The organism is Kitasatospora sp. NPDC101155 (genome assembly GCF_044768305.1).
In the GTDB taxonomy this organism is placed as follows: domain Bacteria; phylum Actinomycetota; class Actinomycetes; order Streptomycetales; family Streptomycetaceae; genus Kitasatospora.
In genome coordinates this window covers 79014-101548 of the sequence record NZ_JBIWPN010000031.1, presented here as the reverse complement: position 1 = coordinate 101548, position 22535 = coordinate 79014, and the positions used below count along the sequence as shown (strand labels likewise).

17 protein-coding genes and 1 pseudogene are annotated in these 22535 nt (G+C 71.3%); 5 read left to right on the top strand and 13 right to left on the bottom strand.

Annotated elements, in window-relative coordinates:
- Nucleotides 1-436: 436 nt before the first annotated feature.
- The 9 genes and pseudogenes from ACIRYZ_RS33140 to ACIRYZ_RS33100 form a co-directional block, all read right to left on the bottom strand.
- On the bottom strand, nt 437-1960 hold the full coding sequence (locus tag ACIRYZ_RS33140; RefSeq protein ID WP_402951540.1) for a CoA-acylating methylmalonate-semialdehyde dehydrogenase: 1524 nt from the start codon (nt 1958-1960) through the stop codon (nt 437-439).
- Between the two features lie 223 nt (nt 1961-2183).
- Complete coding sequence (locus ACIRYZ_RS33135) at nt 2184-2948, bottom strand: nucleotidyl transferase AbiEii/AbiGii toxin family protein (protein ID WP_402951537.1); 765 nt, start codon at nt 2946-2948, stop codon at nt 2184-2186.
- Between the two features lie 58 nt (nt 2949-3006).
- A pseudogene (locus ACIRYZ_RS33130) lies at nt 3007-3439 on the bottom strand (hypothetical protein).
- 139 nt (nt 3440-3578) lie between these two features.
- Complete coding sequence (locus ACIRYZ_RS33125; protein WP_402951535.1) at nt 3579-4973, bottom strand: NAD(P)/FAD-dependent oxidoreductase; 1395 nt, start codon at nt 4971-4973, stop codon at nt 3579-3581.
- Between the two features lie 73 nt (nt 4974-5046).
- Nucleotides 5047-5850, bottom strand: a complete 804-nt coding sequence (locus ACIRYZ_RS33120) for an ABC transporter permease (RefSeq protein ID WP_402951532.1) — start codon at nt 5848-5850, stop codon at nt 5047-5049.
- On the bottom strand, nt 5850-6794 hold the full coding sequence (locus ACIRYZ_RS33115) for an ABC transporter permease (protein WP_402951529.1): 945 nt from the start codon (nt 6792-6794) through the stop codon (nt 5850-5852). The genes ACIRYZ_RS33120 and ACIRYZ_RS33115 overlap by 1 nt, the downstream gene beginning before the upstream one ends.
- Entirely contained in the window at nt 6791-7930 is a 1140-nt protein-coding gene (locus tag ACIRYZ_RS33110; protein WP_402951527.1) for an ABC transporter ATP-binding protein, read from the bottom strand. The genes ACIRYZ_RS33115 and ACIRYZ_RS33110 overlap by 4 nt, the downstream gene beginning before the upstream one ends.
- Nucleotides 7931-7967: 37 nt before the next feature.
- Entirely contained in the window at nt 7968-9227 is a 1260-nt protein-coding gene (locus ACIRYZ_RS33105; RefSeq protein ID WP_402951524.1) for a spermidine/putrescine ABC transporter substrate-binding protein, read from the bottom strand.
- 55 nt (nt 9228-9282) lie between these two features.
- A complete protein-coding gene (locus tag ACIRYZ_RS33100) occupies nt 9283-10794 on the bottom strand; it encodes a gamma-aminobutyraldehyde dehydrogenase (protein ID WP_402951521.1) in 1512 nt (503 codons plus the stop codon).
- Between the two features lie 249 nt (nt 10795-11043).
- Here ACIRYZ_RS33100 and ACIRYZ_RS33095 point away from each other — a divergent pair, with 249 nt between their 5' ends.
- Nucleotides 11044-12699, top strand: coding sequence for a PucR family transcriptional regulator (locus tag ACIRYZ_RS33095; RefSeq protein WP_402951518.1), 1656 nt, complete (start codon nt 11044-11046; stop codon nt 12697-12699).
- A gap of 16 nt (nt 12700-12715) precedes the next feature.
- On the opposite strand, the gene ACIRYZ_RS33090 is transcribed toward ACIRYZ_RS33095, so the two are convergent.
- The 3 genes from ACIRYZ_RS33090 to ACIRYZ_RS33080 form a co-directional block, all read right to left on the bottom strand.
- Complete coding sequence (locus ACIRYZ_RS33090; protein ID WP_402951515.1) at nt 12716-13933, bottom strand: spermidine/putrescine ABC transporter substrate-binding protein; 1218 nt, start codon at nt 13931-13933, stop codon at nt 12716-12718.
- Between the two features lie 65 nt (nt 13934-13998).
- Nucleotides 13999-15357: an aspartate aminotransferase family protein gene (locus ACIRYZ_RS33085; protein WP_402951513.1), complete on the bottom strand. Its 1359-nt coding sequence runs from the start codon at nt 15355-15357 to the stop codon at nt 13999-14001.
- 190 nt (nt 15358-15547) lie between these two features.
- A complete protein-coding gene (locus tag ACIRYZ_RS33080) occupies nt 15548-17041 on the bottom strand; it encodes a gamma-aminobutyraldehyde dehydrogenase (RefSeq protein WP_402951510.1) in 1494 nt (497 codons plus the stop codon).
- A gap of 250 nt (nt 17042-17291) precedes the next feature.
- On the opposite strand from ACIRYZ_RS33080, the gene ACIRYZ_RS33075 reads away from it, so the two are divergent.
- The 4 genes from ACIRYZ_RS33075 to ACIRYZ_RS33060 all read left to right on the top strand — a co-directional run bounded on the left by ACIRYZ_RS33075 (nt 17292) and on the right by ACIRYZ_RS33060 (nt 21318).
- On the top strand, nt 17292-17765 hold the full coding sequence (locus ACIRYZ_RS33075; protein ID WP_030243538.1) for an Lrp/AsnC family transcriptional regulator: 474 nt from the start codon (nt 17292-17294) through the stop codon (nt 17763-17765).
- Entirely contained in the window at nt 17762-19156 is a 1395-nt protein-coding gene (locus ACIRYZ_RS33070; protein ID WP_350508287.1) for an aspartate aminotransferase family protein, read from the top strand. The genes ACIRYZ_RS33075 and ACIRYZ_RS33070 overlap by 4 nt, the downstream gene beginning before the upstream one ends.
- A 227-nt stretch (nt 19157-19383) precedes the next feature.
- Nucleotides 19384-20139, top strand: a complete 756-nt coding sequence (locus ACIRYZ_RS33065) for an ABC transporter ATP-binding protein (protein ID WP_402951506.1) — start codon at nt 19384-19386, stop codon at nt 20137-20139.
- Nucleotides 20140-20166: 27 nt separating this feature from the next.
- On the top strand, nt 20167-21318 hold the full coding sequence (locus ACIRYZ_RS33060) for a hypothetical protein (protein WP_402951503.1): 1152 nt from the start codon (nt 20167-20169) through the stop codon (nt 21316-21318).
- A gap of 21 nt (nt 21319-21339) precedes the next feature.
- Here ACIRYZ_RS33060 and rlmN read toward each other — a convergent pair whose 3' ends face one another.
- Nucleotides 21340-22440: a 23S rRNA (adenine(2503)-C(2))-methyltransferase RlmN gene (gene rlmN / locus ACIRYZ_RS33055; RefSeq protein WP_393037897.1), complete on the bottom strand. Its 1101-nt coding sequence runs from the start codon at nt 22438-22440 to the stop codon at nt 21340-21342.
- Nucleotides 22441-22535: the final 95 nt, after the last annotated feature.

Genomic DNA, 22535 nt, shown 5'->3' with positions numbered 1-22535 from the left:
AGCGGGCCCTCCGGGCGCTTCGTTCTTTCGTGTTTCCAGCTTATCAGATGTTTTCCGCTCCGTTTCCGGGGCTTCGTTCATCCAACTCGCCGGTGTCTTTCGGGGTTTGACGCCCCGTCCGACGTTTCAAACTCTAGCCGATCCCCGCTCGGAAAAGCGAATCGACCGCAATCCGATAAAACGCGCACGCCGAATGAGCACCGAGCCGCACCGCGAGAACGCGAAAACGACCGGCACGAACCGGAAAGGTGTTTCAGAGGATTGGCTACCCCGGGACCGTCCGCGCAGACGCGTGTCCGGTGCTCCCTGCCAGGCAGCTCGAAGAACTGTACGCGCTTCGGCGGGCGGATGCAACCGGCATGCAGAAGGGCTGGTCGGCCCCGGGGAGAGGGGGCCGACCAGCCCTACTTCGGCTGCGAGGCTCAGCGACCCTGGCTCAGCTGTTGGTGGGGAAGCCGAGGTTGATACCGCCGTGCGACGGGTCCAGCCAGCGCTGGGTCACGGCCTTGCCTCGGGTGAAGAAGTGCACGCCGTCCGGGCCGTACGCGTGGGTGTCGCCGAAGAGCGAGGCCTTCCAGCCGCCGAAGGAGTAGTAGGCGACCGGCACCGGGATCGGCACGTTGATGCCGACCATGCCGACCTCCACCTCGAACTGGAAGCGCCGGGCCGCGCCGCCGTCGTTGGTGAAGAGGGCGGTGCCGTTGCCGTACGGGTTGGCGTTGATGAGCGCCAGGCCCTCCTCGTAGGAGGCCACGCGCACGACCGAGAGGACCGGGCCGAAGATCTCGTCGTTGTAGACGGACATGCCCGGCTTCACGTGGTCGAACAGCGTGGGGCCGAGCCAGAAGCCGTCCGCGGTCGGGGCGCCGTTCTCGTCCTCGGTGGTGATCGGGTGCTTGCGGCCGTCCACGGCGAGCTCGGCGCCGTCGGCGAGGCCGGACTCGACGTAGGAGGTGACCTTGTCGCGGTGCTGGCCGGTGACCAGCGGGCCCATCTCGGAGTCGCCGTTGCAGCCGGGGCCGACCTTCAGGCCGGCGATCCGCTGCTTGATCTTGTCGACCAGCTCGTCGCCGATCGGGTCGACCGCGACCAGGACGGAGACGGCCATACAGCGCTCGCCGGCCGCGCCGAAGCCGGCGTTGACGGCGGCGTCGGCGGCGAGGTCGAGGTCGGCGTCCGGCAGGACCAGCATGTGGTTCTTGGCGCCGCCCAGGGCCTGGACGCGCTTGCCGTAGCGGGTGCCGGTCTCGTAGACGTAGCGGGCGATCGGGGTGGAGCCGACGAAGCTGACGGACTTGATGTCCGGGTGCTCCAGCAGGCGGTCGACGGCCACCTTGTCACCGTGCACGACGTTGAAGACGCCGTCCGGCAGCCCGGCCTCCTTCCACAGCCCGGCCAGGAAGTTGGCGGCCGACGGGTCCTTCTCCGAGGGCTTCACCACGACGGTGTTGCCGGCCGCGATGGCGATCGGGAAGAACCACATGGGCACCATCGCCGGGAAGTTGAACGGCGAGATGATCGCGACCGGTCCGAGCGGCTGGCGGATCGAGTAGACGTCGATGCCGGTGGAGGCCTGCTCGGTGAAGCCGCCCTTGAGCAGCTGCGGGATGCCGCAGGCGTACTCGACGACCTCCAGGCCGCGGGCGATCTCGCCCAGCGCGTCCGAGTGCACCTTGCCGTGCTCGGACACGATGATCGAGGCCAGCTCGTCCCGGCGGGCGTTCAGCAGCTCGCGGAAGGCGAAGAGCACCGTGGTCCGCCTGGCCACCGAGGCGGTGCGCCACTCGGCGAAGGCCGAGGCGGCGGCGGCCACGGCCTGGTCGACCTCGGCGATCTCGGCGAAGTCGACGTGGCCGGAGACCTGGCCGGTGGCCGGGTCGAAGATGTCACCGCGGCGGGGCGCCGCGCCGGCGGTGGCGACGGGGCCGCCGCCGATCCAGTGAATGATGTGCTTGCTCAAGGTCCGTCTGCCTCCGAAGTCCCGGGCGGCGTCCTGCCACCGGTCCGGTCTGGCGCCGCCCCCGCGAGGGGTGGGCGACGGGAATTCACGGGGCTACCGCGCTCATCTCCCAGTCTGGTGGCCGTCCCGGCGAGGCTCAACGAACAGGCTGACGGGGATCGCGGATTCAGCCTTACAGGTCGTTCGGTCGCTACTCCGAACGCGTAAACCCCCAGCCCATGACTCAGGACTCCTCGTCCTCCAGGTACGGGTCGTGCAGCCCGTCCGCCGCCTCCTGGGTCTCCAGCAGGTCCAGCCGCAGATCCTGTGCCCAGGCCAGCGCCCACCGCTTCAGCCCGTCCACCGAGCCGGCCTCGACGCCCCGGGCGCGGAACCGGCCGTCCGCGGCCTCGGCCAGCGTCTCCAGTCGGTCGGCGAGCGCGGACGGCTGGAACTCCGGGTCCAGCTCTCCAGCCAGCGCGAGCAGTTCGCCCTCCCGGTAGCAGCGGGTGAGGGCGTGCACGTCGATCAGGTCGCGCGGCATGCCCCGGTCGACCAGCAGCGCGGTGGTGAGCGCCGCCGCGTCCTCCAGGGCGACCACCGGCAGCACCACCGACGGCTCGTCCGGTGCCGGGGCACCCAGGTCGAGCCGGACCGGCGGGTGGCCGAGTGGTTCCTTCCGCAGCTCCACCGAGTGGGTGCGAGCGCCCAGCGCCAGCCGTACGGTCAGCTGCTCCAGGCGCGGGGTGCCGGGCCGCTCGACGACTCCGCCGCCCGCCGCGCGATAGGCCTCGGCCAGCGCGGAGCCCACCTCCGGCAGGTCGGCGCCGCCGGTCGCCAGGGTGAGCCCGTCCTGCGCGCAGGCCGCCACGCCGTGGGCACGCAGCGCGTGCCCACCGGCCAGCGCCAGTCCGTACCGGGCGCAGACGGGCGCGGCCAGGGCGGCCAGTCGCAGCTGGGCGAGGCCCGGTCGCAGGGCGGCGTCGACGGCGTGCGGAGCGGTGGTCACGCCTCCAGTCTGACGCGACCGCCCACGCCGCGCGCCGCGCCGCCGGACGCTCGGACGCTCACCAGCCGGTGAGTCCGGCCGCCGCCTCGTGCAGGGCGAGTTCCAGGAACACCGGGTCGTTGAGCCGCCCGGAGCCGTCGGGCGGGACCAGCCATCGCACGCCCCGACTGCTGCGTTCGGGGTGCGGGACGACGATCCAGGTGCCCTCCCCCGCGCAGCGCACGCCGGTGCCGACCCAGCGGGCGGCGGTGCCGACCGGCACCAGGAAGCTGACGTGCTCGTCCCCGAAGTCGGTGAGCACCGGGCCGCGGGAGCCGGTGTCCAGGACCTCCAGGGCGGGGCGCCCGAGCCGTCCGGGGGACGGAGAGGACGTCCCAGCGGCGTCCCGCCGGTAACAGCATCAGGCCCAGCCCGGAGCGTTCCCACTGTGCCCGGAAGGTTTCCGGGTCCGGTGCCACCTGGGCGAGCCAGTGCAGTCCGGTGCTCTCCATGTCGTGTCCCCGTTTCTCGCCGTTCGTCCCGGTCGGACGGCGGAAGACCGAGACCCGCCGTCACCAGGAAGAGGCGGACGGCGGGTCCCTCTTACACGGGTCGCGTGACTGCACGGGTCGCGTGACGCGCTGGGCGGGGTCAGCTGTCGAAGCCGAGCCCCAGCCGGTCGAGCGTGCGCAGCCAGAGGTTGCGGTGGCCGCCGTTGCGGTCGGACCGCTCCAGCGACCGCGTGGTGATCTCGATCCCCGCCCAGCGCACCGGTTCGGGAGGGAACGGCAGCGGCTTGGAGCGCACCATGTCCAGCGAGGTGCGTTCGGTGCGCTCGCCGGCGAGCAGGTCGAGCATCACCTCGGCGCCGAAGCGGGTCGCGCCGACGCCGAGCCCGGTGTACCCGACCGCGTAGGCGACCTTGCCCCGGTACGCGGTGTCGAAGAACGCCGAGAACCGGCTGCAGGTGTCGATGGCGCCGCCCCAGGCGTTGGTGAAGCGCAGCCCCTCCAGCTGCGGGAAGCAGCGGAAGAAGTGGTTGGCCAGGGTGCGGAAGGTCTCCGGCCGCTGGTCGTACTCGTGCCGGACGTGGCCGCCGTAGTGGTAGACGGCGTCGTAGCCGCCCCAGAGGATCCGGTTGTCGGCGGAGAGCCGGAAGTAGTGGAACTTGTTGGCGCTGTCGCCCAACCCCTGGCGGCCGCGCCAGCCGATCGCGGCGAGCTGCTCGTCGTCGAGCGGCTCGGTCATCAGTGCGTAGTCGTACACCGGCACGATGTACGGACGGACGCGCTTGAGCAGGGACGGGAAGACGTTGGTGCCGAGCGCGACCCGGCGGGCGAACACCCGGCCGTACGGGGTGCGGGCGGCCATGCCGCTGCCGTGCTCCCGCACGTCGGTGGCCCGGGTGTGTTCGAAGATCCGCACGCCCTGGCTCAGGCAGGCGTCCTTGAGGCCCCAGGCGAGCTTGGCGGGGTGGACCATCGCCACTCCCTCCTTGTCCCAGAGGCCGCCCAGGAAGGTCGGCGAGTTCACCTCGGCGCGCAGCTGGTCGGCGTCCAGGACGGTGAGGTCGAAGCCGTACCGGGCGACGGCCTCGGCGATCTCGTGCAGCTCCTCGACCTGGTGGGGCTGGGTGGCGATGTCGATCTCGCCGGTGCGCTCCCACTCGGCGTCGATGCCGTAGCGCTTGAGGGCGGCCTCGATGCCGTCGAGGTTGGCGGCGCCGAGGCGTTCCAGCTGGGCGAGTTCGGCGGGCCAGCGCTGCAGGCCGTTGCCGAAGCCGTGGGTGAGGCTGGCCGCGCAGAATCCGCCGTTGCGCCCGGACGCGGCCCACCCGACCTCGTTGCCCTCGACCAGCACGACGTCCAGTGAGGGGTCGCGTTCCTTGGCGATGAGGGCGGTCCACAGGCCGGAGTAGCCGCCGCCGACGACCAGCAGGTCGCAGGTGGTGTCGCCGACCAGGGCGGGCAACGCCTCCGGCCGACCGGGGTCCTCCAGCCAGAAGGGGGTGGGCCTGGCGTCACTGAGTGCGCGGGCGGAGTCCATGCATTATCAGCCACTTTCTGCGAATAGATGACGGTTGTGAGCCACCGCTGCCGGCCGTACGTCGGGTGGTGCGTCAGGCGGCGGCCTTCCGACGGTTGCCGATCCACTGCCCGACGACGGTCAGCGCGACCGCGGCGACGAACATCGCGGTGCCGATGACGTTCACCTGCACCGGGATGCCGCGCTGCGAGGCGCCCCAGACGAACATCGGGAAGGTGACCGTGGTCGGGCCCGAGTTGAACTGGGTGATGATGAAGTCGTCGAAGGAGAGCGCGAAGCTGAGCAGCGCACCGGCGGCGATGCCGGGGGCGGCCAGCGGCAGGGTGACCCTCAGGAAGGTCTGGGTGGGGGTCGCGTAGAGGTCCTGGGCGGCCTGTTCGAGCCTCGGGTCCATGCTCATCACGCGCGCCTTGACCGCCGTCACCACGAAGCTGAGGCAGAACATGATGTGCGCGATGAGGATGGTGGTGAAGCCGAACGGGATGCGCATGTTGAGGAACAGCGTCCCCAGCGAGGCGGCCATGACCACCTCGGGCATGGCCATCGGCAGGAAGATCATCGCGGTGGTGGCCGAGCGGCCGCGGAAGCGGTGGCGGGCCAGCGCGAAGGCGACCATGGTGCCGAGCACGGTGGCGCCGATGGTGGCGAGCACCGCGATCTGCAGGCTGAGCGAAAGCGACTGGCACATGTCGGCCACGCCGCAGGGGTTGGTCCAGGCGTCGGTGGAGAACTCGTTCCACTCGTAGTTGAACTTGCCGACCGGCTTGTTGAACGAGAAGGCCAGCACGACCAGGTTGGGCAGCACCAGGTAGGCGAGGGCCAGCAGGCCGGCCAGCACCACCAGGTGGGCGCGGATCCACTTGGAAATCCGGGACATCAGACCAGTTCCTCCGTCCCGGCCTTGCGCATGTAGACCGTCACCATGCCCAGGATCAGGGCCATCAGGATGAAGCTCAGCGCGGCCGCCGTGGGGTAGTCGAGCACGTTCAGGAACTGCTTCTGGATGCCGTTGCCGACCATCTGCTCGCTCGGCGAGCCCAGCAGCTGGGCGTTGATGTAGTCGCCGGAGGCCGGGATGAAGGTGAGCAGGGTGCCCGCGACCACGCCCGGCAGCGAGATCGGGAAGGTGACCTTGCGGAAGGTGGTGAACGGCCGGGCGTACAGGTCGCCGGCCGCCTCGTGCAGCCGGGGGTCGATCCGCTCCAGCGAGGTGTACAGCGGCAGGATCATGAACGGCAGGAAGTTGTACGTCAGACCGCAGACCACGGCGAGCGGGGTGGCCAGCACCCGGTCCCCGGAGGTGAGGCCGAGCGCGTTGGTGACGTCCAGGACGTGCAGGGTGTTCAGCGCGCCGACCACCGGGCCGCCGTCGGACAGGATGGTCTTCCAGGCCAGCGTGCGGATCAGGAAGCTGGTGAAGAACGGCGCGATGACCAGGATCAGGATGACGTTGCGCCAGCGCCGGTTCGCCTTGAAGGCGATGGTGTACGCGAGCGGGTAGCCGACGGCCAGGCAGAGCACGGTGGCGATCGCCGCGTAGGAGAACGAGCGCACGAAGTGCCACTTGTACTCGACCAGGGCGTCCCAGTAGGTCGAGATGTGCCAGGTGACCTTGAATCCCTCTTCGAGGGAGCCGGTCTGCAGTGAGGTGGACGCCTGGTACACCATCGGCACGGCGAAGAAGACGACCAGCCAGGCGATGCCGGGCAGCAGCAGCCAGTACGGGGTGAGCTTGCGCCTCGGCTTCGGTTCCCGGCCCGACGACGGGCTGCGATCCGGGGGTACGGCCTGCGGCGGCGCGGCCAGGGTGGTGGCGGTCATGCGGCCTCCTCCGCGGTGCCCGCGTCGATCGCCTGCGAGGCGTCCAGGGCGAAGGAGTGCGCCGGGTTCCAGTGCAGCAGGACGGCGGCGCCGGGGACGATCCGGGCGTCGCGCTCCATGTTCTGCTCGAAGACGGTGACCTCCTGGCCGCCGTCGGTGCGCACCAGGTACTGGGTGGAGACGCCGATGAAGCTGGAGTCGACGACGGTGCCGGCCAGCGCGTTGCGGCCCTCGGCGGCCTTCTCGGAGCCGTGGGTGATGGTGATCTTCTCCGGGCGCACGCCCAGGTGGACCCGCTTGGCCTCGGTGGCGCAGCGCGCCTTCGGCACGGCGAGGCGGGCGCCGGCCACGGTGAGCAGCAGGTCCTCGCCCGCGCCGCCGGTGACCTCGGCGGGCAGCAGGTTTGACTGGCCGAGGAAGTTGGCCACGAAGGTGGTAGCGGGGTTCTCGTACAGCTCGGCGGGCGCGCCCAGCTGCTCGACCCGGCCGCCGTTCATCACCGCGATGGTGTCGGCCATGGTCATGGCCTCCTCCTGGTCGTGGGTGACGTGCACGAAGGTGATGCCGACCTCGGTCTGGATCCGCTTGAGCTCCAGCTGCATCTGGCGGCGCAGCTTGAGGTCGAGGGCGCCGAGCGGCTCGTCCAGCAGCAGCACCTGGGGGTGGTTGATCAGCGCGCGGGCGACCGCGACGCGCTGCTGCTGGCCGCCGGAGAGCTGGTGCGGCTTGCGCCGGGCGTACTGGCCGAGCTCGACCAGCTCCAGCATCTCGTCGACCTGCTTCTTGACGTCCTTCCTGCCGCGCCGGCGCAGGCCGAAGGCGACGTTCTCGAAGATGTCCAGGTGCGGGAAGAGCGCGTAGCTCTGGAAGACGGTGTTCACCGGCCGCTTGTACGGGGGCAGGGCGGTGACGTCCTGTCCGCCGATCAGAACGGTGCCGCTGGTGGGCTCCTCCAGGCCGGCGATCATGCGCAGGGTGGTGGTCTTGCCGCAGCCGGAGGCGCCGAGCAGAGCGAAGAAGGAGCCCTGGGGGACGGTCAGGTCGAGCGGGTGGACGGCGGTGAAGGCGCCGTAGGTCTTGCCAATGCCGGTGAGGCGGACGTCGCCGCCGGCCGCGTCGCGCAGCTGGTCTGTCATGGGATGTCTTCCTGGGTTTCTCGGCCGTGAACGGGGGTCAGGCGCCGATGAGCTTGGAGAACTTCTGCTCGAAGTCGCTCTCCTCGCTCTCGGTGAGCGTGCGGAACACGTGCGCCTTGGCCGCCATCTCGGGGGTGGGTACGACCAGCGGGTTGGCCGCGCTGTCCGGGGCGAGGGTGGCGAGCTCGTCCTTCATCCCGGTGACGGCGGAGACGAAGCCGATGCCCGCGACCAGCTGCGCCGCGATCTTCGGCTGATAGTAGAAGTCGATCAGCTTCTCCGCGTTCGCCTTGTGCCGCGCCTTGGCCGGGACCAGCATGTTGTCGGTCGAGGCGAGGTAGCCCTTCTCCGGGATCACGAACTCAATGTCCGGGTTGTCGGCGCGCAGTTGGATCAGGTCGCCGCCCCAGGCGACGCAGGCCGCGATGTCGCCGGAGGAGAGCTCCTGGCCGTAGTCGTTGCCGGTGAAGCGGCGGATCTGCTTGCTGTCGACGGCCTTCTGCACCCGGGCGATCGCGCCGTCGTAGTCGTCCGCGGTGAACTTGGCCGGATCCTTGCCCAGGTCCAGCAGGACCATCCCGATGGTGTCGCGCATCTCGGACAGGAAGGTGACCCGGCCCTTGAGGTCGGGGTCGTCCAGCAGCTGCGAGACGCTGGTGACCTCCTTCCCCTTGGTCGCCTTGCGGTTGTACGCGACGACGGTCTGGATCCCGGCCCACGGGTAGGAGTAGAGCCGGCCCGGGTCCCAGTCGGGGGCGCGGAAGCGGGCCTCGATGTTGGTGATCGCGGTGGTGACGTTCGCCGGGTTGAGCTTCTGCGCCCAGCCGAGCCGGATCAGCCGGGCGGCCATCCAGTCGGTGAGCACCATCAGGTCGCGGCCGGTGTCCTGGCCGGACGCGAGCTGCGGCTTGATCTTGCCGAAGAACTCGACGTTGTCGTTGACGTCCTCGTTGTACTTGACCTTGATGCCGGTGGCGGCGGTGAAGGCGTCCAGGGTGCCGTGCTTCTGCTTGTCCTTCTCGTCGGTGTCCACGTACAGCGGCCAGTTGGAGAAGTCGACCTCCCTCTCGCCGTCCGAGAGGTCCTTGGCGGCGCCCGCGGTCGAGTCGCCGGTCGCCCGGGGGGCCGCCGGGATGCCGCAGGCGGCCAGGGTGCCCGCCCCGGCGGTCAGCGCGGCGGCGCGCAGCAGGGTGCGGCGGCCGACCGCGGCCCGGCCGCCGGTCAGACTGCGTTCCCAGGCCCTGCGGACCGGTTCGGGCAGACCGTCGGTGAGCTCGTTGAACGCCTTGAACGCCATGGATCGGGCCTCCTGGGGGAATGGGGGTGCGTGGGGGAAGCACCCCGGTCCGGGGTTATCTGTCGCCGAAGACGGTGCGGTGCCAGTCCTTGCGGGCCACCGCGGTGGTGTCGAACATGACGTGCTTGACCTGGGTGTACTCGTCGAGCGAGTACTGGGACATGTCCTTTCCGTAGCCGGACGCCTTGTACCCGCCGTGCGGCATCTCGCTGATGATCGGGATGTGGTCGTTGACCCAGACGCACCCGGCGGCGATCTCCCGGGTGGCGCGCAGCGAGCGGTGCACGTTGCCGGTCCAGGCGGAGGCGGCCAGGCCGTACGGGGTGTCGTTGGCCAGCCGCAGGCCCTCGTCGTCGCCGTCGAAGGGCAGCACGACCAGCACCGGGCCGAACACCTCCCCCTGGACCACCTCGCTGTCCTGGGCCGCGCCGGTGATCAGGGTCGGCGCGTAGTAGGCGCCCCGGGTGAGGTCGGTGCCGTCGTGGCCCCGCTCCGGCGCGGGGCCGCCGGTGACCACGGTGGCGTAGGAACGGGCGCGCTCCACGAAGCCGGCCACCCGGTCCCGGTGGGTGTACGAGACCAGCGGGCCGAGGTCGGTGTGCGGATTGCGCGGGTCGCCGATCCGGATCGCCGCGTACAGCTCGGCCACCCCGGCCACGAAGGCCTCGTACAGCGGGCGCTGGACGTAGGCGCGGGTGGCGGCGGTGCAGTCCTGGCCGCCGTTGATCAGCGAGGCGGCGACGGCGCCGTGCACCGCGGCGTCCAGGTCGGCGTCGTCGAAGACCACGAACGGGGCCTTGCCGCCGAGTTCGAGGTGGGTGCGCTTGACGCTCGCGGTGGCGAGTTCGGCGACCCGCCGGCCGACCGCGGTGGAGCCGGTGAAGGAGACCATCGCGACGTCGGGGTGGGCGACCAGGTGCTCGCCGGCCGTGCGCCCGGCGCCGGTGACCACGTTGACCACGCCGTCCGGGATGCCCGCCTCGGTGCAGGCCCGGGCGAACATCAGCGAGGTCAGCGGGGTCAGCTCGGCCGGCTTGAGCACGATGGTGTTGCCGGCGGCGATGGCCGGGAGGATCTTCCAGGCGGCCATCTGCAGCGGGTAGTTCCACGGCGAGATGGAGCCGACCACGCCGATCGCCTCGCGCCGTACGTAGGAGGTGTGGTCACCGGAGTACTCGCCGGCCGCCTTGCCCTCCAGGTTGCGGGCGGCGCCGGCGAAGAAGGCGGTGTTGTCGATGGTGCCGGGGACGTCGAACTCGGTGGCCAGCTTGACCGGCTTGCCGGTCTGCGCGGTCTCGACCCGGGCGAGGTCCCGCGCCGCGTCGGTCAGTACGGCGGCGAGCCGGGTGAGCGCCTCGGACCGGGCGCCGGGGGTGGCGGAGGACCAGCCGGGCAGGGCGGCCTTCGCAGCGGCGACGGCGGTGTCCACATCGGCGGCGGTGGCCAGCGCGACCTGCTCGACCACGCTGCCGTCGGCGGGGTTGACGACCTGGAAGGGTTCGCCGCCGCCCCGGCTCTGACGGCCCGCGATGTACTGCGCGCCCGCGCCGAAGTCGGTCAGGTCCATCTGGTTCCTCCAAGTGCCGGCGGTCCGACCGCACGCTGCGGGTTCGCGCTTCCGCCGTGGGGGTCTGCGGTCCCGCTGACCTTGCCCGTTGCGGGGTTGACGTGACAAGGGTCACTTCGGCAGTCTCGGCGCGAAGGGCCTTACAGAGTGCAAGGCCGTTCGGAGGGCAACAGGTCGTCGCCGCGATGGATGATTTACCTGACACTCTGATCCCCCCATGTTCCCGCTCCCCGGCTCTGGAGGCCCGCGATGCTTCCCACCGTCGCCCGCGTGCTCGACCTGGAGGTGATGCGGCGCGGCCTGCCCCAGGTGGTGGCCGGCGCCGACCGCCTGGAGCGGCCGGTCCGCTGGGTCCATGTGAGCGAGCTGCCCGACGTCGCCGGGATGCTCCAGGGCGGCGAGCTGGTGCTGACCACCGGCATCGCGCTGCCCGAGGACCGCGCGGGCCTGGCCCGCTACGTCCGCGACCTGGACGAGGTCGGGGTGGCCGGCCTGGTGGTCGAGTTCGGGCGGCGCTACTTCGACTCGCTGCCGCGCGCCCTGGTGAACGCCGCCGAGCAGTGCGGGCTGCCGCTGATCGCGCTCCGCCGCGAGGTGCGCTTCGTCGCCGTCACCGAGGCCGTGCACGCCCTGGTGGTCAACGCCCAGCTGGAGCAGCTGCGGGTCTCCGAGTCGGTGCACCAGGTGTTCAACGAGCTGGTGGTGGAGGGCGCCGAGCCGCCCGAGGTGATCCGCCAGGTGGCCGGGATGGCGGGCGCGCCGGTGGTCCTGGAGAACCTGGCCCACCAGGTGCTCGCCCACGACAGCGCCGGACGCCCGGAGGCCGAGCTGCTGGAGGACTGGGAGCGCCGCTCGCGCGGGGTCCGTCCGCCCGGCCGCACCGGCCACGACCCGCGCAGCGGCTGGCTGGTGACCACCGTCGGCGCCCGCGGCCAGGACTGGGGCCGGCTGGTGCTGGTCCAGGATCCGGGTCCGCTACCGGAGGGCGAGACCCACCCGCACGCCATGCTGCTGGAGCGCGGCGCCTCGGCGCTGGCGCTCAACCGGCTGGTGGTGCGCGACCGGGAGAGCCTGGAACGGCAGACCCACCGCACCCTGCTCTCCGGCATCCTCACCCACGCGCTGACCGTCTCCGAGGTGGCCCTGCGCGCCCAGGCACTCGGCGTCCCGCTGGAGGGGCGCCGGCTGGTCGGCGTGGTGCTGCGCCAACGCCGCGGGCCGATCCCGGCCGCGCTGGAGGCCCAGGCCCGGCTGCGCGACTTCACCGAGCTGGCCGCCGGCGCGGTCCGGGCCTGCCGGCTGTCCGCCCTGGTCGGCGCGCTCGACGACGAGGGCGTGGGCCTGCTGATCGCGCTCGGCGCCCAGCAGGACGAGCACTCCGCGCTGGACTCCTTCTCGGCCACCCTGCGTCGGATGTCCGCCGACGCCGGCCGGGAGGGCGCCGACGCCCCCGGCCCGGTGGTCGCGGTCGGCTCCTCGGTCGGCTCGGTCCGCGACGCGCGGCGCACCCTGCTGGAGGCCGCCCAGGTCGCCGACGCGGCCCTGCACGACGCGCCCGGCGGCGGCCGGACCGCCTCCTACTACCGGCTGCCCGACGTCCGGCTGCGCGGCCTGCTCCACCTGCTGCGCGACGACGCCCGCCTGCAGACTTACGTGGAACGGGAGTTGGGCCCGCTGCTGGCCCACGACGCCGAGCACAACGGCCAGTTGGTGCAGATGCTGCGGATCTACCTGGAGCAGGGCCGGAACAAGTCGGCGGCGGCCGACGCCGCGCACCTGTCCCGGCCGTCCTTCTACGACCGGCTGCACAAGGTCGAGCGCATCCTCGGCGTCGACCTCGACCAGGTGGAGTCCTGCCTGTCCCTGCACGTGGCGCTGCTCGCGCTGGACGCCGTCCGCAGGTGAGCGTCGCGCCCCGGCGTCACACCCCGGTGATGCGCCCCCAGACCTTGTGCAGCTCCGGCCGCTCGGCCGAGGTGACGTCGCGCATGCTGTGCAGCCGGGCGCGCATCTCCTCGGTCGGGAACACCAGCGGGTTCTCGGCGAGTTCGGCCTTGTCCTTGTCCCCGCTGTTCGCCAGCACCTCGCGGGCGGCCGGCACCGGGCAGATGTACTGGACGGCCGCGGCGAGTTCAGCCGCCACCTCCGGCTGGTAGTAGTAGTCGATCAGCAGCTCGGCGTTGCGCTTGTGGACGGCCCGGTTGGGGATCATCAGGCTCTCCGCCCACAGCTCGCCGCCCTCCTCCGGCACCAGGAAGGCGATGTCCGGGTTCTCGGCGGTGAGTTGGACGGCGTCGCCGGAGTAGGCCTGGCAGGCGACCGCGGCGCCGGAGGCGAGGTCGCTGGTGTAGTCGTTGCCGGTGAAGCGGCGGACGTGCCCGGTGTCGACCATCTTCTGCACCAGGTCCATCGCCCGGTGCGCGTCGTCGTCGCCGAAGGCGGTGATGTCCGCGCCCTGGGAGAGCATCAGCAGCCCGAGCGCCTCGTCCAGCCCGGCGAACAGGGTGACCCGGCCCTTGAGGTCGGGCGCCCACAGGTCGGCGGTGGACTTGAGCTCCCGGCCGAGCGCCTTGCGGTTGTACGCGATGCCGGTGATCCCGGACTGCCAGGGCACGCTGCGCTTGCGCCCGGGGTCGAAGGCCGGGTTCGACAGCTGCGGGTCCAGGTTGGCGGTGACGTTGGGAAGGTTGGCCCGGTCCATCGCCTGCACCCAGCCCAGCGAGACGTACCGCCCGGCCATCCAGTCGCTGATCACCATCAGGTCCCGGCCCGGGTCGGCGCCCTGGGTGAGCACCGGGCTGATCTTGCCGAAGAACTCGTCGTTGTCGTTGATGTCCTCGGTGTAGGTGACCGCGATCCCGGTCTTCTCGCTGAACGTGTCCAGGGTCGGGCGCCTGCCCTGGTCGTCGGTGTCGATGTACTGCGTCCAGTTGGAGAAGTTCAGCCGCTTGTCGCTCTCCGAGCGGTCCGGCGCCGAGCGGCGGTCCTCGGCGACGTACGCGGACGGGATGCCGCAGCCGGTCAGCGTCCCGGCGCCGAGCAGCGCGGCCCCGCCGAGCACGGAACGTCGGCGTATGCGCGCGGGGCCCTGCGGGCGGTCGGGGGCGGGGCGGCGGGTCAGGGTGGAGCTGCTGGGCATGTGGGACCTTCCGGAGCGTGGGACGGCCCCGGACACGGGTGCCCGGGGCCGTCCTGGTAGGTACGTCAGACAGCGTGCGCGTCGGTGAGCGACAGCACCTCGTCCAGCACCGCGAGGCCAGCCTTGGCCTCCTCCTCGGTGACGGTGCACGGCGGGACGACGTGGAAGCGGTTCATGTTGACGAACGGCCAGAGCCCGCGCTGCTTGCAGGCGGCGGCCAGCTCGGCCATCGGCGCGTTGTCGGCGCCCGCGGCGTTGTACGGGACGAGCGGCTCGCGGGTCGCCCGGTCCTTGACCAGGTCGAGCGCCCAGAACGCGCCCAGACCGCGCACCTCGCCGATCGAGGGGTGCCGCTCGGCCAGCTCGCGCAGACCCGGGCCGAGCACCGTCTCGCCGATGTGCTTGGCGTTCTCGACGATGCCCTCCTCCGCCATCGCGTTGATGGTGGCCACCGCCGAGGCGCAGGCCAGCGGGTGCCCGGAGTAGGTGAGCCCGCCGGGGAACGGCCGCTCGGCGAAGGTGGCGGCGATCTCGGTGTTGATCGCCACGCCGCCCAGCGGCACGTAGCCGGAGTTGACGCCCTTGGCGAAGGTCATGAGGTCCGGGACGACGCCCCAGTGGTCGGCGGCGAACCACTCGCCGGTGCGGCCGAAGCCGGCCATCACCTCGTCCAGGATGAACACGATCCCGTAGCGGTCGCAGATCTCCCGCACCCCGGCCAGGTACCCCGCCGGCGGGACCAGGATGCCCGCGGTGCCGACCACCGTCTCCAGGATGACCGCCGCGACCGTACCCGGCCCCTCGAAGGCGATCACCTGCTCCAGGTGCGACAGCGCGCGCTCGCACTCCTGCGCCTCGTTCTCGGCGTGGAAGTTGGAGCGGTAGGGGTACGGGCCCCAGAAGTGCACCACACCGGAGACGCCGGTCTCGTTGGCCCAGCGCCGCGGGTCGCCGGTGAGGGCGATCGCGTTGGCGGTGGCGCCGTGGTACGAGCGGTAGGTGGACAGCACCTTCTGCCGGCCGGTGTGCAGCCGGGCCAGCCGGATGGCGTTCTCGACGGCCTCGGCGCCGCCGTTGGTGAAGAAGATCTTGTCCAGGTCGCCCGGGGTGCGCTCGGCGATCAGCCGGGCGGCCTCGCTGCGCGACTCGACCGCGAAGCCGGGGGCGATGGTGCAGAGCTTCGCCGCCTGCTCCTGGATCGCGGCGACCACCTTCGGGTGCTGGTGGCCGATGTTGGTGTTGACCAGCTGCGAGGAGAAGTCGAGGTAGCGGTTGCCGTCGTAGTCCCAGAAGTACGAGCCCTCGGCGCCGGCCACCGCGAGGGGGTCGATCAGCGCCTGGGCGGACCACGAGTGGAAGACGTGCGCGCGGTCGGCGGCCTTGACGGCCTGGCCGGCGGCTGAGTCAGCGGTGGGGATGCTCATGCCGGTAAGGCTAGAGCCGCCGGTCCCCGAAGTGCAGTTTCATCCTGTCAGTCGGTCACGCCACCCGCCGACAGGGTGCAAAGCGACAGGGCCCGGGTCGAAAAGACCCGGGCCCCTTGTCAGTTCGGACGAGTTCCAACCGAGATCAGAATCAGATCGCGGTCATCCTGCGCCCGATGGCCATGACCCGCTAGATCGCGGTCATGACGTGCTTCACGCGGGTGTAGTCCTCGAAGCCGTACGCCGACAGGTCCTTGCCGTAGCCGGACTTCTTGAAGCCACCGTGCGGCATCTCGGCGACCAGCGGGATGTGGGTGTTGATCCAGACGCAGCCGAAGTCCAGGCGGCGCGACATCCGCATGGCGCGGGCGTGGTCCTTGGTCCACACCGAGGAGGCCAGCGCGAACTCGACGCCGTTGGCGTACTCGACGGCCTGGTCCTCGTCGGTGAACTTCTGCACGGTGATGACCGGGCCGAAGACCTCGTTCTGGATGATCTCGTCGTCCTGCTGCAGGCCGGAGACGACGGTCGGGGCGTAGAAGTAGCCCTTGTCGCCGACCCGGTGGCCACCGGCCTCGACCTTGGCGTGGGCGGGCAGCCGCTCGATGAAGCCGGCCACCTGCTTCAGCTGGTTGGCGTTGTTCAGCGGGCCGTACAGCACGTCCTCGTCGTCCACGCCGCCGGTCTTGGTCTCGGCCGCGGCCTTGGCCAGCGCCTCGACGAAGGCGTCGTGGATCGACTCGTGCACCAGCACGCGGGTGGCGGCGGTGCAGTCCTGGCCGGCGTTGAAGTAGCCGGCCACCGAGATGCCCTCGACGGCCTCGGCGATGTCGGCGTCCTCGAAGACCACGACCGGGGCCTTACCGCCCAGCTCCAGGTGGACGCGCTTGACGTCCTTGGAGGCCGACTCGGCGACCTGGATGCCGGCTCGGACCGAACCGGTGATGGAGGCCATCGCCGGGGTCCTGTGCTCGACCATCAGCTTGCCGGTCTCGCGGTCACCGCAGATGACGTTGAAGACGCCGGCCGGCAGCTCCAGTTCCTTGAGGATGCCGCCGATGATCTCGGCCAGCAGCACGGTGGAGGCCGGGGTGGTGTCCGAGGGCTTCAGCACGACGGTGTTACCGGCGGCGATGGCCGGGGCGAACTTCCAAACCGCCATCATCATCGGGTAGTTCCACGGCGCGACCTGGGCACAGACACCGACCGGCTCCCGGCGGACGATCGAGGTCATCCCGTCCATGTACTCACCGGCGGCCTTGCCCTCCAGCAGGCGGGCGGCACCGGCGAAGAAGCGGATCTGGTCCACCATCGGGCCGATCTCCTCGGAGAGGGTCAGCGCGCGGGGCTTGCCGGTGTTGCGCACCTCCGCGTCGACGATCTCGTCGGCCCGGGCCTCGACCGCGTCGGCGATCTTGAGCAGCAGCTTCTGCCGGGTGCTCGGGGTGGCGTCGCGCCAGATCGGGAACGCGGCGGCGGCCGAGGCCATGGCCGCGTCCACGTCAGCGGCGCCGGACAGCGGCGACGTCGCGTACACCTCGCCGGTCGCCGGGTCGACGATGTCGAGCGTGCGGCCGTCAGCCGCGTCGACGAACTCACCGTTGATGTAGTTGCGCAGCGTGCGAAGGTCGCTCACGGGTCTCTCCTCGGTCTGGGCCTGCGGCGTTGCAGATTCCGGCGCCATGGTACGTCGGCGGATCCGGCCTACGAAGGGTGCCGAGTGGCCGGGCCCGAAGCGGCGCGGTCCACTGGTGGCGGAACGCACGCCGCCGTGCGGGGGCGCGCGCGTACCGTGCCAGGGTAGCCGCAAGACTGCCGGGATCGACAGGATGGGGTCACGTCCGCGATGAAATCCGCATTGGATTTCCAAGATCGCGACGAAATCAGCAGTTTCCACGCTTGCGAACAGGGGAACGATCAGGCACAGTGGCCGCGTGGCCAACCGCGACCGGAACGCGAGCGTTCCCCTCGACGCCGCCTCCAAGGCGATCATCGAGCAGCTCCAGGAGGACGGGCGCCGCCCGTACGCCGCCATCGGCAAGGCCGTCGGCCTGTCCGAGGCAGCCGTACGGCAGCGCGTCCAGAAGCTGCTCGACCAGGGCGTGATGCAAATCGTCGCCGTCACGGACCCGCTCACCGTCGGCTTCACCCGCCAGGCGATGGTCGGCATCCGGGTCGAGGGCGACATCGAGCCCGTCGCCGACGCGCTGGCCGCCCTCGACGAGGTCGACTACGTCGTCTGCACCGCAGGCTCGTTCGATCTCCTGGCCGAACTGGTCTGCGAGGACGACGAGCACCTGCTCGAACTGATCAACAAGCGCATCCGCGCGCTTCCCGGCGTGCGGAGCACCGAGAGCTTCGTTTACCTGAAGCTCCGGAAACAGACCTACACCTGGGGCACCCGATGACAGCCGACCCGGCGCAGAAGGACCTTTCCAAGACCGCCTACGACCACCTGTGGATGCACTTCACCCGCATGTCGTCGTACGAGAACTCCCCCGTGCCGACCATCGTCAAGGGCGAGGGCACGTACATCTGGGACGACAAGGGCCGGAAGTACATCGACGGCCTGGCCGGCCTGTTCGTCGTGCAGGCCGGCCACGGCCGCACCGAGCTCGCCGAGGTCGCCGCCAAGCAGGCCAAGGAACTCGCGTTCTTCCCGATCTGGAGCTACGCGCACCCCAAGGCCGTCGAGCTGGCCGAGCGCCTGGCCAACTACGCCCCGGGCGACCTGAACAAGGTCTTCTTCTCCACCGGCGGCGGCGAGGCCGTCGAGACCGCCTGGAAGCTCGCCAAGCAGTACTTCAAGCTGATCGGCAAGCCGACCAAGTACAAGGTCATCTCCCGCGCCATCGCCTACCACGGCACCCCGCAGGGCGCGCTGTCCATCACCGGCCTGCCGGGCCTGAAGGCCCCGTTCGAGCCGCTGGTGCCGGGCACCCACAAGGCCCCGAACACCAACATCTACCGCGCCCCGCACTACCTCGAGGGCCCCGACGGCACCGTCGACCCCGAGGCGTACGGCCGCTGGTGCGCCGACCAGGTCGAGGAGGCCATCCTCTTCGAGGGCCCCGAGACCGTCGCCGCCGTCTTCGTCGAGCCGGTGCAGAACGCCGGTGGCTGCTTCCCGCCGCCGCCCGGCTACTTCCAGCGCCTGCGCGAGATCTGCGACCGCCACGACGTGCTGCTGGTCTCGGACGAGGTCATCTGTGCCTTCGGCCGCCTCGGCACCATGTTCGGCGCCGACAAGTTCGGCTACGTGCCGGACATGATCACCTGCGCCAAGGGCATGACCTCGGGCTACTCCCCGATCGGCGCCACGATCATCTCGGACCGCATCGCCGAGCCGTTCTACAAGGGTGACAACACCTTCCTGCACGGCTACACCTTCGCCGGCCACCCGGTCTCCTCGGCCGTGGCGCTCGCCAACCTCGACATCTTCGAGCGCGAGGGCCTGAACCAGCACGTGCTCGACAACGAGTCGCGCTTCCTGGGCACCCTGAGCAAGCTGCGCGACCTGCCGATCGTCGGCGACGTCCGCGGCAACGGCTACTTCTACGGCATCGAACTCGTGAAGGACAAGGTCACCAAGGAGACCTTCAACGACGAGGAGACCGAGCGCGTGCTCTACGGCTTCCTCTCGAAGGCCCTCTTCGACAACGGCCTGTACTGCCGCGCCGACGACCGTGGCGACCCGGTCGTCCAGCTGGCCCCGCCGCTGATCTCCGACCAGTCGACCTTCGACGAGATCGAGCAGATCCTGCGGACCAGCCTCACCGACGCGTGGGCGAAGCTCTGATCCTCTGAGTCCTCTTCCCCACCCTCCGCCGAAGGGCGGCCCCGATCCCCGGGGCCGCCCTTCGGCGTCCGCGCTCCGATGACCCGTCAACATCACAGTCGTACGACCAAACATGCCTGAATGCGGGTGATTTGCCCGTGATGGACCAGTGCGCCGCAACCGCGCGAGGCCCCGGTCGTTCTAATCTGACGACTGTCATATCCCTGCGGCACCCAGGATGGAACCTCATGTCAGCGGCACCGCCTGACAACGACGTGCTGTGGGCCCGAGGGATCGTCAAGTCCCACTACGGCACCCCCGCGCTGCGCGGCATCTCGATCGGCGTCCGCGACGGCGAGGTGCTCGCCGTCACCGGCCCGCGCGGCTCCGGCAAGAGCACCCTGCTCGGCTGCCTCTCCGCCCAGCTCCCGGTCGACGAGGGCGAGGTCTGGTTCAACAGCTCGCCCGTGCACACCCTCGGCCGCGCCGGCCGCGAACGGCTGCGCCGCGACCGCTTCGGCTTCGTCGGCTCCGAACCGCACCTGGTGCCCGAACTGACCGCCCGTGAGAACGTCGCCCTGCCGCTGCTCCTCGCCGGGGCCGGCAACAAGGCCGCCTACACCGCCGCCGACGAGTGGCTGGAGCGCCTCGACGTCGGCGAGATCGGCCGGCAGCGCCCCGACCGGCTGGTCCAGAGCCAGCGCCAGCGGATCGCCGTCGCCCGCGCCCTCGCCCCGCTGCCGCCGGTCGTCTTCGCCGACGACCCCACCGCCCCGCTGCACCGCGAGGCCTCCGATCAGGTGCTGCGGATACTGACCAGCGCGGCCCGCTCGCACCAGCTCACCCTCGTCCTGGCCACCCACGACCCCGAGCTCGTCCGGTTCGCGGACCGCGCCGTCGCCCTCGTCGACGGACGGCTCACCGCCCCTGCCGCCCCTGTCCCGCGCGGCATCGCTGCCCCGGGGACGACCGGTGCGTCCGCCGTCACGGCCACCCGACGCTGACGACGCCCAGCCGCTGAAAGAGTCGACGTGTTCTACCTCCGTCTGGCCCGGGGCTACCGGGTGCCCGACCTCGGCCGCTGGCTGCTCACCGCACTGGCCGCCGCCGTCGTCGCCGCGTTCCTGCTGCGCTCCCTCGGCCGGGCGCTGAGCGAACCGCTCGGCGGCACCGACGCGCTGGTCCGACTGCTCTGGTGCCTGCCCCCGCTGGCCGCCGTCGCCTGGTTCGCGGCCGTCGCCGCCCGCTCGGTGCCCGCCCGCCGGCCCGAGCGGATCGCCGGACTCACCGCCGCCGGGACCGGCTCCCGCCGGATCCGCGCCCTGATCGCCAGCGAGGTCGCCCTCGCCTGCGCCCTCGGCAGCGTGCTCACCCTGCTGCTCTTCCTGGTCCTGCGCAACGACATCGCCGGGCCCTCGCTCGCCCCCGACCTCGGCATGGGCGTACCGCTGCCGGCCGCCGCGCCCGTCACGCTGCTCGCCCTGGTCCCGATCACCGCCGGCATCGCCGCCGCCTGCGCGGTGCCCGTCGCCGACACCCTGCCCGGCGGCCGCGCCCCCAGCCCGACCGGCTTCGGCGTCTGGCGGATCGCCCTGCCGATCGGACTGGTGGTGATCGGCGCCGCGCTCGAACTCATCGCGCTGCGGCCCGACGCCGAGTCCGACGGCCGCCCGGTCCACCTGCCCGCCGGACTCGGCACCACCAGCACCGCCGCCCTCGGCGGCTGGTCCGCCAGCGCGCTCGGGCTCACGCTGCTCACCGGCCCGCTGCTCGCCTGGACCGGACGGCTGCTCGCCCTCGGCCGGCCCACCCCGCTGCGGCTGCTCGCCGGTCGAGGCCTGACCGCCCAGGCCCGCCGCCTCGGCCCGCCGCTGGCCGTCCTCACCCTCGTCGTCGCGCTGGTGCTCACCACCATCCGCTACTGGATCGGCACGCCCGAAAGCGCCGACGCGCTGCCCGCCGTCGAGGCCTGCCTGGTGCTCGGCTGCGCGGCCGCCGCGGTGGTCTCCCGGCTGGCCGAGGTCCGCACCGACCGCCGCGAGGTCACCGACGCGCTGCTGCGCCTCGGCACCTCGCCGCGGCTGTTGTTCGGCGCGGTCCTGCTGCGCACCCTGGCGGTCGGCACCACGCTGCTGCTGACCGGCGGGGCGACCGCCGCGCTGGCGGCCGCCGGGCTGCGCTAGCCGGTCCTCCCGTAGTGGGGCTCAGCCGGCCGCGGCGAGCTGGCCGCAGGCGCCGTCGATCTCCTGGCCGCGGGTGTCGCGGACCGTCGTCGGCACGCCGTGGGACTGGAGCCGGCGGACGAACTCGCGCTCGTCCTCGGGCCGGGAGGCCGTCCACTTGGAACCCGGGGTCGGGTTCAGCGGGATCAGGTTGACGTGCACCCGGTGGTTCTTGATCAGCCGGCCGAGCAGGTCGGCGCGCCAGGCCTGGTCGTTGATGTCCTTGATCAGCGCGTACTCGATGGAGATCCGGCGGCCGGACTTCTCCGCGTAGTTCCAGGCCGCGTCCAGCACCTCGGCGACCTTCCACCGGGTGTTCACCGGGACCAGTTCGTCGCGCAGCTCGTCGTCCGGGGCGTGCAGCGACAGCGCCAGACGGCAGCTGAGGCCCTCGTCGGCCAGCCGGTTCATCGCCGGGACGAGGCCGACGGTGGAGACGGTGATGCCGCGCTGGGACAGGCCGAAGCCGTCCGGCGCCGGGTCGGTCAGCCGGCGGATCGCGGCCAGCACCCGGTTGTAGTTGGCCAGCGGCTCGCCCATGCCCATGAAGACCACGTTGGACAGCCGCGCCTCGCCACCGGGGATCTCGCCGGCCTTGAGCGCGCGCATCCCGGCGGCAATCTGCTCGACGATCTCGGCGGTGGACAGGTTGCGGGTCAGCCCGGCCTGGCCGGTGGCGCAGAACGGACAGTTCATGCCGCAGCCGGCCTGGGAGCTGATGCACATGGTGACCCGGTCCGGGTAGCGCATCAGCACCGACTCGACGAGGGTGCCGTCGAACAGCTTCCAGAGCGTCTTGCGGGTGGTGTCGTCGTCGCAGGAGACGTGCCGCACCACCGACATCAGCTCGGGCATCAGGGTCTCGGTGAGCTTCTCCCGGCTGGCAGCGGGGATGTCCGTCCAACTCGCCGGGTCGTTGGACATCCGGCCGAAGTAGTGGTTGGAGAGCTGCTTGGCGCGGAACGGCTGCTCGCCCAGCTCGGCGACGGCCTCCTTGCGCTCGGTGGGGCTCAGGTCGGCGAGGTGTCGCGGGGGCTTGGCGCCGCGCGGCGCGACAAAGGTGAGTTCTCCGGGCTTAGGCATGGTTGTTCCAGTGTCGCAGACGCGCGGGGGCCCCGGACGCCGACCCGGACGCCGCCCGCACCGCCGAGTCGCTCGGCGCGGGCACCATCGAACCG

Excerpts from the sequence above, each read along its gene's own strand:
- ACIRYZ_RS33125 (WP_402951535.1), bottom strand. The coding sequence starts at position 4,973 with ATGGACTCCGCCCGCGCACTCAGTGACGCCAGGCCCACCCCCTTCTGG.
- ACIRYZ_RS33120 (WP_402951532.1), bottom strand. The coding sequence starts at position 5,850 with ATGTCCCGGATTTCCAAGTGGATCCGCGCCCACCTGGTGGTGCTGGCC.
- ACIRYZ_RS33115 (WP_402951529.1), bottom strand. The coding sequence starts at position 6,794 with ATGACCGCCACCACCCTGGCCGCGCCGCCGCAGGCCGTACCCCCGGAT.
- ACIRYZ_RS33110 (WP_402951527.1), bottom strand. The coding sequence starts at position 7,930 with ATGACAGACCAGCTGCGCGACGCGGCCGGCGGCGACGTCCGCCTCACC.
- ACIRYZ_RS33105 (WP_402951524.1), bottom strand. The coding sequence starts at position 9,227 with ATGGCGTTCAAGGCGTTCAACGAGCTCACCGACGGTCTGCCCGAACCG.
- ACIRYZ_RS33100 (WP_402951521.1), bottom strand. The coding sequence starts at position 10,794 with ATGGACCTGACCGACTTCGGCGCGGGCGCGCAGTACATCGCGGGCCGT.
- ACIRYZ_RS33095 (WP_402951518.1), top strand. The coding sequence starts at position 11,044 with ATGCTTCCCACCGTCGCCCGCGTGCTCGACCTGGAGGTGATGCGGCGC.
- ACIRYZ_RS33090 (WP_402951515.1), bottom strand. The coding sequence starts at position 13,933 with ATGCCCAGCAGCTCCACCCTGACCCGCCGCCCCGCCCCCGACCGCCCG.
- ACIRYZ_RS33085 (WP_402951513.1), bottom strand. The coding sequence starts at position 15,357 with ATGAGCATCCCCACCGCTGACTCAGCCGCCGGCCAGGCCGTCAAGGCC.
- ACIRYZ_RS33080 (WP_402951510.1), bottom strand. The coding sequence starts at position 17,041 with ATGGCGCCGGAATCTGCAACGCCGCAGGCCCAGACCGAGGAGAGACCC.
- ACIRYZ_RS33070 (WP_350508287.1), top strand. The coding sequence starts at position 17,762 with ATGACAGCCGACCCGGCGCAGAAGGACCTTTCCAAGACCGCCTACGAC.
- ACIRYZ_RS33065 (WP_402951506.1), top strand. The coding sequence starts at position 19,384 with ATGTCAGCGGCACCGCCTGACAACGACGTGCTGTGGGCCCGAGGGATC.
- rlmN (WP_393037897.1), bottom strand. The coding sequence starts at position 22,440 with ATGCCTAAGCCCGGAGAACTCACCTTTGTCGCGCCGCGCGGCGCCAAG.